Below are 15,634 nucleotides of genomic sequence, written 5' to 3' on the forward strand. Positions count from 1 at the left end.
CCGATTCAGTTAAGCCACAGATTCTGCTACACTCTGCGCGCCTTTCTCAGCCTCAGAAGAAGTGAAGATGACTCTTGCAACTCAGGTTCTGGCGGTCAATGACGATCTGCCAATTCGTACAGACTTACCGGTACATTCCGGCAAGGTGCGCAGCGTATACTGGTTAACCGCTGCTGACAGCGCCAGGCTTATCCGTGAAAAAAACTATCCGGTCGCCCCTGATACCCCGCTGGCCATTATGGTAATAAGTGACCGCATTTCAGCCTTTGACTGCATCTGGCATGGCGAAAACGGCTTAAACGGGGTGCCCGGCAAAGGCGCCGCGTTAAATGCGATATCCAATCACTGGTTTTCGCTGTTTAAACAACACGGCCTGGCCGACAGCCATATTCTGGATATTCCGCACCCGCTGGTATGGATAGTACAAAAAGCGCGGCCGGTGAAAATTGAAGCCATAGCGCGGCAGTACATTACCGGCTCAATGTGGCGCGCTTACAGCAAGGGCGAGCGCGAGTTTTGCGGCATTACCCTGCCTGAAGGCCTGAAGAAAGATCAAAAACTGGCGGAGATTTTAATTACCCCGTCTACCAAAGGCATTCTGACCGGGCTGGCCGGTGTACCCGAAGCCGATGACGTTAATATCTCCCGCGCCGATATCGAGCGCCACAGCGCAGCCTTTGGTTTTGAGCAAGTGTCTGACATCGACCTGTATGAAAAGCTGTTAAAACAAGGCTTTGGCGTAATAAGCGACGCGTTGGCGAAACTGGACCAGATATTTGTCGATACCAAATTTGAGTTTGGCTACGTTAAAGATGCCAACGGCCAAAGCAAACTGATTTATATGGATGAAGTCGGCACACCGGACAGCTCACGTATTTGGGATGGTTCCGGCTGGCGTAACGGCAACATTGTTGAGCAATCTAAAGAAGGCTTCCGCCAGTGGCTGCTGAACAACTTCCCCGAACCGGACATTCTGCTGAATAAAGACCGCATGCCCGAGCGCGAAGCGCTGGCACGTGATAACGCCCTGCCCACGAGCGTGATGCTGGATATCTCCCGCACTTATCTGGGTATTGCTGAAAAAGTGATCGGCCGTAAAATTACCTTATCAGCCGATCCTAAGGCAGAGATTATCGCCGTACTGGATAAAGACTACGGCCTGATAGTCCAATGAACAGCTGAGCAAGCCGCGTTACACTGCTAAAACAAAGCCCGCTGCTGCGGGCCTGTTTTGCAAATTGAATTTACCGGCTATTTAAATGACCACGTATTGGAGTTTTCATCAATATAATCAACTATTGCATTAAACATTGGGTACCAAGTGTTTTGATCGTTTACACCAGCCCAAACATAATCGAAATGTTTTTCAACAATAAAAATATCTTCTAAAGTATCAGGCTTGGTAAGTACGAATTGACCGTACGTTTTCCCATTATCTTCGCGTGTTTCAAACCGAAGCCACAAAAATGGCTTATAAGCATGATACGCCTTATTAATTCCTATTTTATCTCTGACAGAAGGTACTTTATCAGTAAGATTATTCGTAATAACCAAAGTTTCTAAGTCATCACGCGTCATGGTCTTGTCGAAGTACTTCACGTTGGCGATCTGTCCTTTTACAAAATCGTTGTCAGGCAGTAACAGCAAAGATTTAAAAGAATCCAGATCAACTTTTTCACTTTTAATAACGGTGGCTGTCGTTTTAGTTGGAAAGCGCCCGGTATTTGGATCAAGCTGGGCAACCTTCATCGAACTACAGGCAGCCAAACAGCAAGACAACACTAACAGCAGGATGTTTTTTATCATTTTATTTCCTTTGATAAATATATGATGCTTTTTCTGATAATGTGACAGGCCATTTATCCGAAGGTAAACGCCTGGCGAACGGCTAAGTTTGACCTTTTCGTTCCAAAACAAATGCTAATAGAATTCCTGATATTAGGAAACAACTTATTTACCCGCCTGCAAGACAATCTGTAACATCACGATAATTATTGAAAAAAGCCATATTCATCTGCCTCGTTCGACGTCATATCGCTCATTTCCGAGCATTATCTTCCCCCGAACTTCTGCAGGATTAAACAAATAAACTAAAAACAGGAATTCTCCGTTTACTTTATTAAAAAAAGTCCCTCCACCAATGCCGTTGTTGCACGACGGAGCCGCTTAAACTGTTAAAGCCAAGGTTTGCTTCTGCGGCCCCTGCTACGACTACACTACCGGTATTTTGGCCGATTGACTCACCGGGCGGCACACTGTAACATCGGTACGTTTTTATGTACATGTACAGGTTAAACCATGCAAAGTATCAGCTACACTGCAGCCAGAAGTAATCTGGCAAAAACTATGGACAAGGTCTGCGAGGACCATGCCCCTATTGCCATTACCCGTAAAGGCGAAGGCGCCGTAGTGATGATCTCTATGGAAGACTATCAAAGCCTGGAAGAAACAGCTTACCTGCTCAGAAGCCCGAAAAACGCCCGCCGGCTTATTGCTGCAATAACAGAGCTGGAACAAGGCAAAGGTCAGGTGCGGGAATTACAGGAGTGAAGCTGATTTTCTCAGAGCAAGCCTGGGAAGATTACCTGTACTGGCAAAAAACCGACAAGCAACTGCAAAAGCGTATCAACAACCTAATCAAAGAAGTAATGCGCTCACCTTTTAGCGGTGTCGGCAAACCTGAACCTTTAAAACACGCATTATCAGGCTATTGGTCACGGCGGATCAATGATGAACATCGTATGGTATATGCCGTGTCAGCAGACAGCCTGCTGATAGCGCAACTGCGTTATCATTATTAAGTTGTGTAATATAACAATACGCCGAACCACGTCTCCCTGCGTTTTTATTACAGAGAGACCACTGTTAATATAGTTGTTATAAGCCACACCATAACCGGAGCTTAACAGCGCCACAGGGCAAGGACTTTTTCTGCTGCAGACAGCAGTGTTCTGCGGGTAACTGATGTGAATGGGAATATCCCGCTGTGTTTGAGTGTCGTTAAGCACCTGATATTCTGTTGCCACAAGCTGACTACAAAAAAGCATGCTAAGCAAAAATATATACTTCAATGGTGTATTCCTAAGCACAACACTAATTCAACTGCTATTGCTTTAAACCTTGTATATTACTGATGATACTTACGGATCACCGCCACCTTACCGTTTTCCATCTCCAGTACTTCCATCATGATCTGGCTGTAAGAAATGGCTTGCTTATGCTGCGGGTGAATACCTTTGGCGCTGTTGCTATAGCGGATGGCAACAGCGGACTGATTAAAGGTAAATACATCCAGCAGTTCAGCTTTGTGCTCGGTGTGGGCGCCTAAATAAAACGTCATGCCCTTTCGCATCGCCTGTTTACCACCGGGCTCACGCGAATCGTCGGTTACATAAGGTAAGTGAGAATGGCCGATATCGTCGGTTAGCAGCGCCAGGTAATTTTCCAGATCCTGTGTTGTCGCGTCAGGTGCCTGGGTCGCCACCATCGCCTTAAAGTACTGCTGTGCAAAAGCATTCAAGTCTATTTCTGTCCCGGTTGCGGATACCGATAGCGACATAACAACCGCAAAAGCGGCAAGTAACTTATTTTTCATAGCAAACTCCATTTTCTGATTCTTCACAGCACGCGCCGCATAAGTGCGCTGGTTTAACCCTTGCGGCTGCGGCATGTTCTTTTAATTACTCTTCGTTAACTCAAGGCTATATTTTGCTGATAGCGATAGATGGCGATGTACTGCGGAACAAGTAACAACAACAGCGCGCATAAAAGTAAGTAATGGGAAACACTGTCACCCTCAGGGGCCGGTTTCATTATGACCAACCGAAAAAACAGATCCCACAGCACAAACATTGGCAGAAATAGCCGCCAGAATCCTGCCGCGCCAATACGCAAACCATAGGCATATGCCATCAAGCCAACAACGCCGGTTACAATAAAAGCCAGGTCCACTACATCCTTAACACCATAATCGTCGTAGTAAAGGGTGGCGATAGTGGCACCAACGGCCTGAACCACAATAACCCATGCATAGATGCGCCAGCAAACTGACTTACGGGCTATATGCTGCTCAGAGATTTTTTCTACCATGCCGGCTTCTGCATTTTTTGTAATGTCATATGCAGCAACGGATACGGCTTACCCTGGCCATCAGTTGGCGAGCGCCCGGTTACAACAAAGCCAATACGCTGATAAAACCCCAATGCCTGCGGGTTCTGTTCGTTCACATCCACTTTTGTGGCATTCTGCGCGGCAATAGCATGAGACGCCAGCAAGGCGCCGATACCCTGGCCGCGCATTTCCGGTGCGATAAACAGCATTTCAATATTGCCATCATGCACACCGCAAAATCCTGCTATAGCACCAGTGTTGGTTTTAGCGCAGGTTAGGTTAACAGCATCAAAATACTGCCCAAGAATTAGCGGCTTAAGTGCCTGCAGATCGTCTTCAGATAAGAAGTCGTGCGTTGCTCTAACCGACGCTTCCCAAATTTTGATAAGCTTTGGGTACTCTGTTTTATTTACACTTTCAATATTCATCAATAAACCTGATTAAAAACTTGCCATTCAGGGTAACACTCTGAGGAACGGAGAGCTCATAACAGCCGAGGAAAGTTCCAAAATTGAATCCAGTCTATGCTGCTATCTAAATGTAAATCAAGCATTTTTAACTTGTATCAGCTTTTGTCGCTATACCTAATTTTCTGTTGAGGCAGATAACCAGGAATGGTACTTTTTGTCGCATAAAAGATGCTGTAGCTACCGAACCCAAACAGAACTATATGTGACATCCTGTTTGGCCACTGGCACTAAGGACCATTAATGACAAATCGCACCGGCTGGAAGCTATTCTTTATTCTCACTCTGATTTACCTGCTGCTCGGCGCTTTCAGCTTCCTGCAAGCAACCCAACAACCTGTCGCTATGGATAGCAGCGAAATCCTTGGTTGGTTGTTGATGTTGGCATTTGCCGTACTAACTGCAGCCGCCGGTTATGGTTATGCCTGGCGCAAGATTATTGGTTTTGGCAAGTTTTGGTATCTGTTATTAGGTGCTGCACTTATAGCTGTTGCTTACGAAGGCGTGCAGCTTTACCAAGCTACAGACACTGATAACAGCGAAAAACTATTTGTTGCGATCATTGGCATCGTGTATTTCGGCTTTTTCAGCCGCCTGATGCTGAACTACGCCGCTGAAGATAAATAAGTAACAAAGCAAAAAACCACCCGCAGGTGGTTTTTTATCAAGCTAAAGAGCCGTCTATAACCGCTTCCGCTCTACATCAGCCAGGGCTTGCGCTGAACTATCAGGCTTGCTGTCTTGCTCCAGCAAGATAAGCATTTCTTTTGCTACCAGGGCTGCTGATGGCAAAAACATGGTCGAGACAATGCGCTGATCAATAATCACATCATGCTTATCGGCAATATTGTCTTTGTTGATTATAACTGCGCCATTTTTGCGCAGCTGTGCTTCAACCAAAAACGGCAGCAAGCTGCCCTGCTTCGCCCAGGTTTTTTCTTTCTCGGTAGAATCCGGAAAGCCCGCCACGCGTTTGCCCTGCACCAAAAACTTACCGTTACGCAGCTTTACATTGGCAAAAGCGCCGGCGCCGTGCCCACTACTGCCGATTACTCCGCCGTTCTGATAAATAGCCGCCATAATATCCAACAGCGGCTTATTGGCCGCCACATCGAATAAGGTGCCATAGCCACCACCAATATAAACCGCTGCGTAATCTGCAGCCTTAACCTGCGCCGGTACCAATGAACTATTAGCCTTATCTAAAAACCCTTCATATTTTATCGTGTAACTGCTGATGCCCAACGGGTCCATCATAAACGGCACTGTGCCTCCATCAGGAGAGGCAAAGTCGACACTATAACCATGCGAAACAAAGATATGATACGGCGGCGCGTATTCCCACAGGTTGTTCCTGGCATCGTGCTTATCGGGGTCGCCCATGTCCTCCAGGTTTGAAGCGACGATCAAAATTTTCTTAGCATCAGCCGCCACTGCCTGAAAGCCAAACGTAATAAGTACGAGCCCCAGCAGCAGAATCAGATTTTTCATGTTCATTCCTTTGTAAATGCAAAGGCTGCAACAGCAGCCTTTGGTTGTTTGAGCAACATAACATACTAGCTAAGCTTATAACTTATCCAGCTCTACATCACCGCTTACTGTGCTTAGCTCTACGCTGCCATCTCCACCACCCAGGGTGAACTGCAGGCTGCGGGCCGGGCCGTATTTGGCTTTAGTGGCTTTGTCGTTACTGAGTTTATTGTCGATGCTGCCACCGGCAGAGGCTTTAATATCAAACCGCGCGCTGACAGTAGTATCCAGTTTCAGCTCGATATCACCGCTTACACTGCTGCCGCTGATACGTGGGCTAACTGAGTTAGCCAGTTCGGCATCAATTTCACCGTTAACAGTGCTCAGCTTCAGGCTTTGCGTGCCGGTCATTTTTAATTCGGCATCGCCGTTTACCGTGCTCACACTGATTTCTTCTGCACTGGTTCTGGCTTCAATGCTACCGTTTACCACACTGTAATCCAACCGGCCGGATGAGCCTACGTCAACAATTTCACCGTTTACTGAACTCAGTTCAATTTGGCCACTGTTGTCCTTGCTGCCAATTTCACCGTTTACCGTACTTAACTGCACCAGATTTTCCAGCTTAGTCGCGGCAATTTTGCCATTCACTGTGCTTATTTTGCTGCCACCGGTAATGCCACTCAGGCTTACGTCACTGTTTACGCCTTTAAACTCTAAGGTACTGCCGATAGGTACTTCGACACGTAAATCAGCGCCGTTAGATTTCTCACTGCCGCGGTAATTCACCTGGCGTGGCATGGTCATTTCAAATCGGGTAAAGCCATCTTTTGAATCCAACGTATAACCGGTGGCCTTTTCATCCAGTTTGCCCACAATTTTAAACTGGTTGCTGTCAACGGCTTTAATCGTTACTTCACCGCTCATTACTTCAAGGTAAATTTTCTCATTCGCCGTTACGCTGCGGCTTTCATCGACTGTTTCCCGCGCATCGGCCCAGGCCAGTTGGCTTACGGCCAGCAATACTAATCCTGCAAGACCGGTTAACCGGGTTTTGGTTACTGTTTGCATGCTACTCTCCTAACTGATTATTAAAGGTTGTTGCAGTGTCGCTTGCTGAATAAAGCTAAGCTGCTGTTGATATAAGCTTTGCAACTGCGCTAACAGCTGCGGTTCATCCGGATAAAATTGTAATGCCTGGCGTACCTGCGCTATGGCCTGATCCCAAATATGTAGTTGCTGCTGCCAGTTATCAAAACCCTCGCTTACTGCTACTACCTGGCTTAGTTGGCTGGCCTTTTGCTGTTCGTACACCTGCAGCAGCATCAGCTCGGCGGTGGGCATATTGGCCTGCTTGTTGTTTGCATCTGGCAATAACGCCAGTTGCCAGCCAATTAAACTGACCAGGCCCAACATGGCTGCGGTGGCCCATTGCCACAGTGGCGGCTTCTCTGGTGTGCTGCGCGCAGCCAGCCGGCTTTCAAGCTCCGGCCACAAATCACGCTGCGGGGCAATTTGCTGTGTCAGGCGGTTAATTGCCTGGTCAAGTTGGTGTTCATTCATCAGCTAACCACTCCTGTAACAATTGTCTGGCCCGAAAATACTGTGCTTTCGAGGTGCCCTCAGCGATACCCAGCAGTGCGGCTATTTCCTGATGCTGATAGCCTTCCAGCGCAAACAGCACAAATACGGCCCGAGCCTGGGCCGGTAAACGCTGTATCGCCTGCTCTAACGGCGCGTCATCACTGCTGCAGGCCACGCTTGGCTCTGCCAATGCCAACTCGTCATTGCTGTCGGTAAGGCGCAGGTACTTTTCCTGACGCCATAAATCTATCGCAGTGCGGGTGGCAATGCTGTGTAACCAGGTGGCAAAGCTGCTGTCACCACGAAAACCCGGCAGTTGTTGCCACACCTTAATAAATACTTCCTGGCTGGCGTCCTCGGCTTTTTGTTTATTGGCCAGCAGGCGCCAACACACTGCATAGACTCTGCCGATAAACTGCTGGTACACACTGTAAAACGCCTGCTTATCGCCGTTTTGTGCCGCTGCGATTGCTTGCGCAAGCTCCATTGCCATAAACGCCCTTAATTGGCTGCTGTTATTGTTGCTATTGTCAGGTTAGTCGATAGCGTATAGCGAAAGGTTTAAACGGGGTTGATATTTTTTAAACGTCGGGGGAAAAGAAAACCGGGAGCCAGGCTCCCGCCACTAAATAGTGAATAATAATCCAGGAAGGAAGGTGTAACGGCACGCAGTATGACGCTGGCCAATGTCAGTTGTGTTACAAAAGCGCGACCGTTTTATGAAATTAGCGGCGAAAAAAAGCCGGATACACAGATCCGGCAAACGTTAAGCACTGGAGGAACAGATTTGCCTGTAAAGGCCAGCTCACTTTGCCGCAGCTATGTTACAAGCTGATGATTTGTTTGCGTCATATCGGTTACCATTAGCCACTTCAATAACTACACTGTAAGGCAACGACATGACTACCCGGGCCACACACCGCATAGCCAAATGGATAGCGCAAAGCGGATATTGCTCGCGCCGCGCGGCTGAGCGCTTAATCACGACCGGCGCTGTAAGCGTTAACGGCGCTGTGGCCAAACATACCGATGCCGTCAGCGCTTTGGATAGGGTCTGTATTAACGATGAGCCATTGGCCGGCCCGCCGCCACTGTGCTATATGCTGTATCACAAACCGGTGGGGGTAGATTGCAACAACCGGTCGCAAGACCCGGCCAGCTTGTATCAGGTATTAAAGCTGTTGCCGCAGCGCTTATTTGCCGTTGGCCGGCTGGATAAAGACTCCAGCGGTTTACTGCTGTTAACCAACGACGGTGAGCTGTGCCAACGCCTGCTGCACCCGGACTATGATCACGAGAAAGGCTACCGCGTAGATACCGACAAAGCCATTACAGCAAATTTTATTGCCAACATGGCCGCCGGTGTCAGCTGGCAATTGGGTGAAAAGCTGTACCAATCCAGGCCCTGTAAAGTAGAGCAAAGCGGCGCGCAGCAATTTTATATAACCTTAACGCAAGGCCTGCACCGGCAAATCCGCTATATGTGCAAAGCACTGGGCTACCAGGTTGCCGCGCTGCAGCGCGAGCGTTTGCTTAATTTACAGTTGAACGGGCTGGCAGTTGCACAGCTGCGCGAGCTAAGTGAAACTGAGCTAACACAACTGCTTAGCACAGCTGCGCCGGTTTAACATAGCTGCGCCAGCCTGGCACGCTGCCACAACCACAGGCATAATAGTAAAGTAACGCCATACATTAACAACGCCCCCACTACCACACCGTGCCACTGCAACCACTGCCAGAATGGCTGCAAATACAGGCCACCTGTGCTGGCACCAACATAATAGAACACCAGATACAGCGCGCTGGCACTGGCTTTAGCACGGCTGGCACACTGGTTTACCCAACTGCTGGCAAGCGAGTGGCACAAGAAAAAACCAAAGGCATTAATAAAAAAGCCGCAGACAATCAGCCATAAACTGTTGCCCAGGGTAAGTAAGGTACCCAACATTAAGATCAGCACCCCCAGCGCCATTGCCAGCGGTACCGGCATTTTAAGCGCTACCTTACCGGAAATGGCCGAGCCGACGGTGCCGGTAAAATAAGTTATAAACAGCAGGCCAATCCAGAAGCTGGACAAATTGTAAGGCGCATCCGACAGCACAAAAGCAATATAGGTGTACTGGTTTAAAAAGATAAAAAAGCTCAGGCCGCCAATCAGATAAGTAAGTAATAACAGCGGCTGGCGTAAATGGAACAGGTTATCGGCCAATGCCTGACGCAAGCGAAACGGCTTGGCGCTAAAGCCTTTTGCCGCCGGTAAATAGTGCCAAATCAGATAACAACTTAATGCCCCAAGCGCTGCCATCGGCCAGAACACCCATTGCCAGTGGCCAATATCGGCCAGGGCACCGGCCATTAAACGCCCGCTGATACCGCCTAACGAATTGGCACTGATATAAAACCCCACTGCCGCAACCAGCGCCGGCTTACTGTACTCTTCGCCCATATAGGCAATCGCCACGGCCGGCAGGCCACCGAGAAAAATGCCCTGCAGCGCGCGCCAAAACAATAAAGCACCATAGCTCTCTACCTGTGTCAGCGCCAGGGTGCTCAGCGTCATACCGCTAAGCGTTAACAGCAGGATATTCTTGCGCCCGCGCGCATCGGATAACGCAGCATACACCAGCAGCGACAAGCCCAGGCATAAGGTGCCGATGGTATAGGCCCAGCTGGTTTGCAGCGGTGTTAAACCAAACTCGCGGCTAAGCACCGGCAATAAAGGCTGCAGCAAATGCAAATTAGCAAACACCACCATTGCCGCTAAACACAGAGCAAAAGTGGTACGGTAAAACGCCGGGCTTTTATACTCGATCACAACACAGGGCCTTGGTTTATCAGTTTAGCTGTTGCCAATGGCGGCCAGTATAAAGCTATTTCTGCAGACAAACGAGTTAGCTACCAACGCCGCGGTAGCCGACAGCAAAAAAGCATCATTTTGACTAAAGTTTCAACTGCTGCGGCCGATAACCGGCTACGGGCTATACTAAAGCCACACTTTCAGGAGTCACGATATGAGTATTTCTTCCGGCAGCACTTCAGCTAACAACGCCGCAGCTATTGGCGCAGCAAAGCAAAATAGCGCAACGGCAAAAACCGAAGATAACCGTGGCATTAAAGATGTTGCGGCTCAGGCTAAACAGGCGCAAAACACCGCGATTTTGCGCGCCAACGAGCAGGTGTCGCTGCGCAGCAATAACGATTCGCTCAGTTTACTCTACAAAACCGCACTGGAAGGCATTAACGCCGAACTGGAACCGGTACTGGGTGAAAACGCCGCGCAAAAAATCTATGACTCCGGTATTGATACCTCACCAGAAGCCACCGCCGATCGCATCGTGGCCTTTGCTACCGGTTTTTACAGCCGCTATAAAGAACTCAACCCGGGCGCATCAGAGGAAGAAACGCTGGATAAATTTCTCGGCATCATCGGCGGTGGCATTGAAACCGGCTTTAACGACGCCAAAGACATTCTTAAAGGCTTAAAAGTGTATGAAGGCGAAGTGGAAAGCGGCGTGGATAAAACCTACAGCCTGGTAATGCAGGGTTTAACCAGCTTCCGTGAAAAGATGCTGGAGATGGCCACTAACCCGCCTGCTGCTGATGACAATGCCGACAATGGCAATAAAGACACCGCCTGACAGCAGCCTTAAGGCTAAGGCTGCAGGTGCTGTAGCTTAGGGTTTATCTGCCGGCTCGGCTGTCGCTATCCGGGTTACCAGCAACTGGTCAATTTTATAGCTGTCGATATCGACGACTTCAAACTTGTAGCCGCCATGCAGCACAAAATCGGTCCGTTTCGGGATTTTACGCAGCGTGTACATCATAAAGCCGGCGATGGTTTCGTAATTCTCCGGGCTGGGAAACGTATCAATATCCAGCACCCGCATTACATCCTGCAGCGGCGTTAAGCCTTCCACCAGCCAGGAATTGGCATCACGCGCTACTATTTGATCTTCCTCCGAGTTTACCAACTCACCCATTACTATGCTCATTACGTCTTTCAGCGTAATAATACCTACTACCAGCGCGTATTCGTTCATGATAATGGCAAAATCAAGCCCCGCCGATTTAAAGTGCTCCAGCACCTCGTACAGCGACAGCGTATCGGGAATGATTAACGGCGCCCGCACTATGCCTTCTTTTTTCAGCGAAATGGGCTGATCGTGCAATACCTGCATCAGAATATCGCGCGTATCAACATAGCCCACTACCTTATCCAGCACCTCGTCGCAGACAATAAATTTGGCATGCGGATGCTCGGCAATTTTGGCTTTGATATTGTCCTGGGATTCATTATTGGTAAAGAAAATTAAGCTTTCACGTGCCGTCATCGCTGAGGTTACCGTGCGCGACTCCATATCAAACACGTTTTCCAGCAGCTGATGCTCGTGCTCCTGTAACACCCCGGCCTGAGCGCCGGCTTCCATCATGGCAATAATATCCTCAGGGGTAATATCGTCTTTACGCATCGTCGGCACGTTAAACAGGCTGAAAAACAAATTTGCCAGGCCGTTAAATAACCAGACAAAAGGCTTGAGCAGGGTAATTAAAAATAGCATCGGGCTTACTACCCGGGTAGCTATTTTTTCCGGCGCAATCATCGCCAACCGCTTGGGCATTAAGTCGGCAAATAAGATAAACAACGAGGTAACAAAGAATACCGATAAGGCAAAGCCGGCGTTGGCGACCCAGCTACCCTGAAAAAATAATGCCAATAATGAGCTGAAATAAGGTGTAAAGGCCGACTCGCCCAAAATACCCCCCAGAATAGCCACCGCATTTAGGCCAATTTGTACTATGGTAAAAAAGTTTCCCGGATGCTCCTGCAACGCCAGCACTTTTTCCGCATTCACATTGCCTTCGGTCGCCATTAAACGCAGACGCATTTTACGTGACGCCGCCAGCGCAATCTCTGAAATAGAAAAAAACGCACTGCTGGCAACCAGCAATAACATTAACAACATATATTCCGGCGTCGACATGTGTTCTCCTGCAAATCTGCTTCAGCATACTGCGCTGATGTATTGCGCCATTATAGCCTCAGTTGACCGTTAATCGTGCTAACTAACTGAAAATAATCAAACAGAAATAAATGTATCCTGCCCTGCGCAGTTTTTGTAGTGCTGGCTATACTTCAGCTGCAACTACCATCACGGAGCGGTACTATGAAAAAAATCGTGTTAACCCTGGCGGCACTGTGCGTTATAAACACAGCAATGGCAAATGAGCAGATAGCCGAAACCCTGTGCGGTTATATAAAAGAAGACAACCGTAATCAGCTGCGCAAAACCCTGTCTGAAAACAAACTTAACGTGCGTAATATATACAGCAGCATTAAATGCAATAACGAGTCTATGCTGCAGTTTGCCATTCGCCATGACGCCTTTGAAAGCGGCTCTTTTATTGTTAAACAAATGCCGTCGAAAACTCTGGCTGAGTTTGATTATGCCGCCTGGGCCGGTAGCAACGGTCTCGAAGCCTCAGCATTGGTGGATGTGATAAAAACCCGTATCGGCGAGTAAATTAACCGGCGCCAACAGCATTACAGCCGTGCTGTTGGCGTTATCATAGTTTCATTTGATACATATCAAGCTGTCTTGCCTGCCATAGTGTACATTTATCAACCAAGCCACAAACACGGAGCTCATCATGACAAAAGTGCTGAGTGTAGTGCTGGCCGGCGGTGCCGGTAAAAGATTGCAACCGTTAACATTAAAGCAGGCCAAGCCGGCGTTAACCTTTGTACAGCGCCGCCGTATTATCGACTTTGTATTAAGTAACCTGTGGCACTCCGGCTTTAAACAATTGCTGGTGCTAACCCAATACAAACCACATAGCCTGCTCCGGCATTTGCAACAACTGTGGCAACCGGTATTTGGCCGCGATGGCTTTTTACAGCTGTGTCAGGCCGCTGAACAACTAAATCAGGGCACCGCCGGTGCTGTGGCTGCCGAATTAAGCAAAATTCGCGATTACCGGCCCGATGTTATCGCCGTACTCAGTGCCGACCATGTGTATAAAATGGATTACCGCCAAATGCTGGCCTGGCATCAACAGCAGCAGGCTGCCGTTACCGTTGCCGCTATCGCCGTGCCGGTGGCGCAAGCGCGGCAGTTTGGTATTTTTGTGGTAGATGATCATTTTACTATCACCGGTTTCGTCGAAAAACCGCAGGGCGCGGTGCCACAGATCCCGGGCCGGCCGGGCTTTGCCCTGGCATCAATGGGTAACTACTTATTTAACGCTGTCAGCTTGTATCAATTGCTGGATAATATCGACCCCTCCGTGCCCTGTGATTTTGGCCATGATCTGTTACCGGCGCTGTTTGCGCGACAACAAGCCTGTGTTTACGATTTCAGTAGCAACCGTTTACCCTGCGAGCAAAGCCTGCCGCATTACTGGCGTGATGTCGGCACCTTAGCGGCGTATTTCCACAGCCGGCTGGATGTATTGCAACACCCCGACTGGCTGGACGGCCCGCAACAAGCCTGGCCAATATTGGCTGCTAAGCCGGCCACGCAACAAGTCTGGCGTTACAGTAGCGTAGTACAGCGCTTAAAACCCGCCGGGCTGCATCCGTTTTATCTGTAACAGAGCGGCGCTATAACAAGGCAAACGCCAGCGCCAAACTGCGGCCGCTTAGCACCAGGCTTACCAGCAACACTACTGTGCCCAGCACGTTTTGCCGGCGGTTATTGCGATACTGCGCCGGCAAGCTGAAGTTCATTGCCAGCAATAAACACAGGCAAATCAGCGGCAGTAAAATGCCGTTGGCTACCTGGGCAAACCAAATTACACTCACCGGCCGCACGCCCATTGATGCCAGCGTTACACCACAGATAATAATAACCAGCCAGGTCAGGCGAAACAGTGGTTGTTGTAAATCCAGTGGCTTGCCGAAAATACCGGCTAAGGCATACGCCGCCGCCAACGGCGCAGTAATGGCCGATGATAGCCCCGCCGCCAACAACCCCAGCGCCAAACACCAGGTGGCGGCACTGCCGAATAACGGCGACAACGCCTGTGCCAGTTGCGCCACATTATCCAGCTGTTGCTCTTTACCGAAAAATGCCGCGGCAGCGGTGGACACTATGGCAATCGATATCAAGCCCCCCAGCGGAATAGCAACAGCAATATCCCGCGTCGAGGCACGCAGCGCCTGCCCGGTATTAATGCCGGCCTGCGGCCACTTTTGCGCCGCGGCGGCCGCGTGCAAAAATAGTGAATACGGCACCACTGTAGTGCCTATCAGCGCCACTACGGTAAGCACGGCACCGGGCGGAATAACCGGCCAAAATGCGCCCTGCAGCAAGGTTAATATATCCGGCCGTGTCAGCAACATAGTGCCGATAAACGCCAGGCTCATCAGCAAGACCAGCGCAATCAGGCAGCGTTCAATCAGTTTATATTGGCCAAACCACAATACCGCTGCGGCAATAAGACCCAACAGCAGCGCCCACAAGTTAATGCCGGTGGCTTTGCGCCAGCTGTTAATCACGTCGACATCGCCAAACAGTGCATCGGCGCCCAGCGCCGCACCGCTGATATTGCCGCCCTGGTAAGCACTGTTGCCAACCACAATAGCGGCAATCACCAACAGCAGTAACGGCCAGCGTAGCAGCGGCTGCTGTACCAGGTCGCGCAGGTTCTCTCCCAGGCCACGGCCGGTAACAATGCCCAGCCTGGCGGCCATTTCCTGCAACACCATAGTGGCAAACACCGAAAACAACAGCGCCCATACCAGGGCGTAGCCATAGTTTGCCCCGGCCAGCGAGGCAGTAATAACAGTGCCAGGGCCGATAAAAGCGGCGGTAACTAAGGTGGCAGGGCCAAACAGCGATTGTTTTTGCGCTGAGCCCCGTTGCTGCGATTCAGATTGCGGAGATTGATTTGGCTCAGAGTAATTTGCTTGAGAGTGATTTGGCATAGTTAGCAGGTTGGGGAAAAACAATGGCGCTACCTTAGCATAAGGCAGCGCCATTGGGTCAACTGTTCACTGTATC

20 protein-coding genes are annotated in these 15,634 nt (G+C 49.4%); 9 read left to right on the forward strand and 11 right to left on the reverse strand.

Features of this window, described 5'->3' with window-relative positions; genetic code table 11:
• Positions 1-67 precede the first annotated feature (67 nt).
• The gene (locus tag Q8O77_RS02770) at positions 68-1,174 is read left to right on the forward strand and encodes a phosphoribosylaminoimidazolesuccinocarboxamide synthase (protein WP_305551341.1); all 1,107 of its coding nucleotides are present in this window, start codon (positions 68-70) and stop codon (positions 1,172-1,174) included.
• A gap of 77 nt (positions 1,175-1,251) precedes the next feature.
• On the opposite strand, the gene Q8O77_RS02775 is transcribed toward Q8O77_RS02770, so the two are convergent.
• The gene (locus tag Q8O77_RS02775) at positions 1,252-1,806 is read right to left on the reverse strand and encodes a hypothetical protein (RefSeq protein WP_305551342.1); all 555 of its coding nucleotides are present in this window, start codon (positions 1,804-1,806) and stop codon (positions 1,252-1,254) included.
• Between the two features lie 492 nt (positions 1,807-2,298).
• Here Q8O77_RS02775 and Q8O77_RS02780 point away from each other — a divergent pair, with 492 nt between their 5' ends.
• Entirely contained in the window at positions 2,299-2,550 is a 252-nt protein-coding gene (locus Q8O77_RS02780) for a type II toxin-antitoxin system Phd/YefM family antitoxin (RefSeq protein WP_305551343.1), read from the forward strand.
• Complete coding sequence (locus Q8O77_RS02785; RefSeq protein ID WP_305551344.1) at positions 2,547-2,801, forward strand: Txe/YoeB family addiction module toxin; 255 nt, start codon at positions 2,547-2,549, stop codon at positions 2,799-2,801. The genes Q8O77_RS02780 and Q8O77_RS02785 overlap by 4 nt, the downstream gene beginning before the upstream one ends.
• A gap of 326 nt (positions 2,802-3,127) precedes the next feature.
• Here Q8O77_RS02785 and Q8O77_RS02790 read toward each other — a convergent pair whose 3' ends face one another.
• The 3 genes from Q8O77_RS02790 to Q8O77_RS02800 form a co-directional block, all read right to left on the reverse strand.
• On the reverse strand, positions 3,128-3,595 hold the full coding sequence (locus Q8O77_RS02790; protein WP_305551345.1) for a nuclear transport factor 2 family protein: 468 nt from the start codon (positions 3,593-3,595) through the stop codon (positions 3,128-3,130).
• Between the two features lie 95 nt (positions 3,596-3,690).
• Positions 3,691-4,089: a hypothetical protein gene (locus Q8O77_RS02795; protein WP_305551346.1), complete on the reverse strand. Its 399-nt coding sequence runs from the start codon at positions 4,087-4,089 to the stop codon at positions 3,691-3,693.
• A complete protein-coding gene (locus Q8O77_RS02800; protein ID WP_305551347.1) occupies positions 4,083-4,538 on the reverse strand; it encodes an acetyltransferase in 456 nt (151 codons plus the stop codon). Before Q8O77_RS02800 ends, Q8O77_RS02795 begins: the two co-directional genes overlap by 7 nt.
• Positions 4,539-4,820: 282 nt before the next feature.
• On the opposite strand from Q8O77_RS02800, the gene Q8O77_RS02805 reads away from it, so the two are divergent.
• On the forward strand, positions 4,821-5,204 hold the full coding sequence (locus Q8O77_RS02805; protein WP_305551348.1) for a hypothetical protein: 384 nt from the start codon (positions 4,821-4,823) through the stop codon (positions 5,202-5,204).
• 54 nt (positions 5,205-5,258) lie between these two features.
• Here Q8O77_RS02805 and Q8O77_RS02810 read toward each other — a convergent pair whose 3' ends face one another.
• The 4 genes from Q8O77_RS02810 to Q8O77_RS02825 form a co-directional block, all read right to left on the reverse strand.
• Positions 5,259-6,068, reverse strand: coding sequence for a type 1 glutamine amidotransferase domain-containing protein (locus Q8O77_RS02810; RefSeq protein WP_305551349.1), 810 nt, complete (start codon positions 6,066-6,068; stop codon positions 5,259-5,261).
• A gap of 75 nt (positions 6,069-6,143) precedes the next feature.
• On the reverse strand, positions 6,144-7,118 hold the full coding sequence (locus Q8O77_RS02815; protein ID WP_305551350.1) for a DUF4097 family beta strand repeat-containing protein: 975 nt from the start codon (positions 7,116-7,118) through the stop codon (positions 6,144-6,146).
• 9 nt (positions 7,119-7,127) lie between these two features.
• Positions 7,128-7,610, reverse strand: coding sequence for a hypothetical protein (locus Q8O77_RS02820; protein WP_305551351.1), 483 nt, complete (start codon positions 7,608-7,610; stop codon positions 7,128-7,130).
• Positions 7,603-8,124, reverse strand: a complete 522-nt coding sequence (locus tag Q8O77_RS02825; protein ID WP_305551352.1) for an RNA polymerase sigma factor — start codon at positions 8,122-8,124, stop codon at positions 7,603-7,605. The genes Q8O77_RS02820 and Q8O77_RS02825 overlap by 8 nt, the downstream gene beginning before the upstream one ends.
• Positions 8,125-8,304: 180 nt before the next feature.
• On the opposite strand from Q8O77_RS02825, the gene Q8O77_RS02830 reads away from it, so the two are divergent.
• On the forward strand, positions 8,305-8,466 hold the full coding sequence (locus tag Q8O77_RS02830) for a hypothetical protein (protein ID WP_305551353.1): 162 nt from the start codon (positions 8,305-8,307) through the stop codon (positions 8,464-8,466).
• A gap of 64 nt (positions 8,467-8,530) precedes the next feature.
• Positions 8,531-9,259, forward strand: coding sequence for a pseudouridine synthase (locus tag Q8O77_RS02835; RefSeq protein WP_305551354.1), 729 nt, complete (start codon positions 8,531-8,533; stop codon positions 9,257-9,259).
• Here the strand turns inward: Q8O77_RS02835 and Q8O77_RS02840 are convergent.
• Positions 9,256-10,446, reverse strand: coding sequence for an MFS transporter (locus tag Q8O77_RS02840; RefSeq protein WP_305551355.1), 1,191 nt, complete (start codon positions 10,444-10,446; stop codon positions 9,256-9,258). The two genes, Q8O77_RS02835 and Q8O77_RS02840, sit on opposite strands and share 4 nt — an antisense overlap.
• A gap of 196 nt (positions 10,447-10,642) precedes the next feature.
• Between Q8O77_RS02840 and Q8O77_RS02845 the strand changes: the two genes are divergently transcribed.
• Entirely contained in the window at positions 10,643-11,269 is a 627-nt protein-coding gene (locus Q8O77_RS02845) for a DUF5610 domain-containing protein (RefSeq protein WP_305551356.1), read from the forward strand.
• Positions 11,270-11,305: 36 nt separating this feature from the next.
• Here the strand turns inward: Q8O77_RS02845 and Q8O77_RS02850 are convergent, their stop codons facing one another.
• Positions 11,306-12,613, reverse strand: coding sequence for a hemolysin family protein (locus Q8O77_RS02850; protein ID WP_305551357.1), 1,308 nt, complete (start codon positions 12,611-12,613; stop codon positions 11,306-11,308).
• A gap of 183 nt (positions 12,614-12,796) precedes the next feature.
• On the opposite strand from Q8O77_RS02850, the gene Q8O77_RS02855 reads away from it, so the two are divergent.
• Together Q8O77_RS02855 and Q8O77_RS02860 are read left to right on the forward strand one after the other, a co-directional pair.
• Positions 12,797-13,153: a DUF3718 domain-containing protein gene (locus tag Q8O77_RS02855; protein ID WP_305551358.1), complete on the forward strand. Its 357-nt coding sequence runs from the start codon at positions 12,797-12,799 to the stop codon at positions 13,151-13,153.
• 127 nt (positions 13,154-13,280) lie between these two features.
• Positions 13,281-14,222: a sugar phosphate nucleotidyltransferase gene (locus tag Q8O77_RS02860; protein WP_305551359.1), complete on the forward strand. Its 942-nt coding sequence runs from the start codon at positions 13,281-13,283 to the stop codon at positions 14,220-14,222.
• Positions 14,223-14,232: 10 nt separating this feature from the next.
• Here Q8O77_RS02860 and Q8O77_RS02865 read toward each other — a convergent pair whose 3' ends face one another.
• Positions 14,233-15,612, reverse strand: coding sequence for an Nramp family divalent metal transporter (locus Q8O77_RS02865; RefSeq protein ID WP_305551360.1), 1,380 nt, complete (start codon positions 15,610-15,612; stop codon positions 14,233-14,235).
• Between the last annotated feature and the right edge of the window lie 22 nt (positions 15,613-15,634).

Origin of the sequence: Rheinheimera sp., assembly GCF_030690345.1 — a bacterium.
Taxonomy (GTDB): domain Bacteria; phylum Pseudomonadota; class Gammaproteobacteria; order Enterobacterales; family Alteromonadaceae; genus Alishewanella.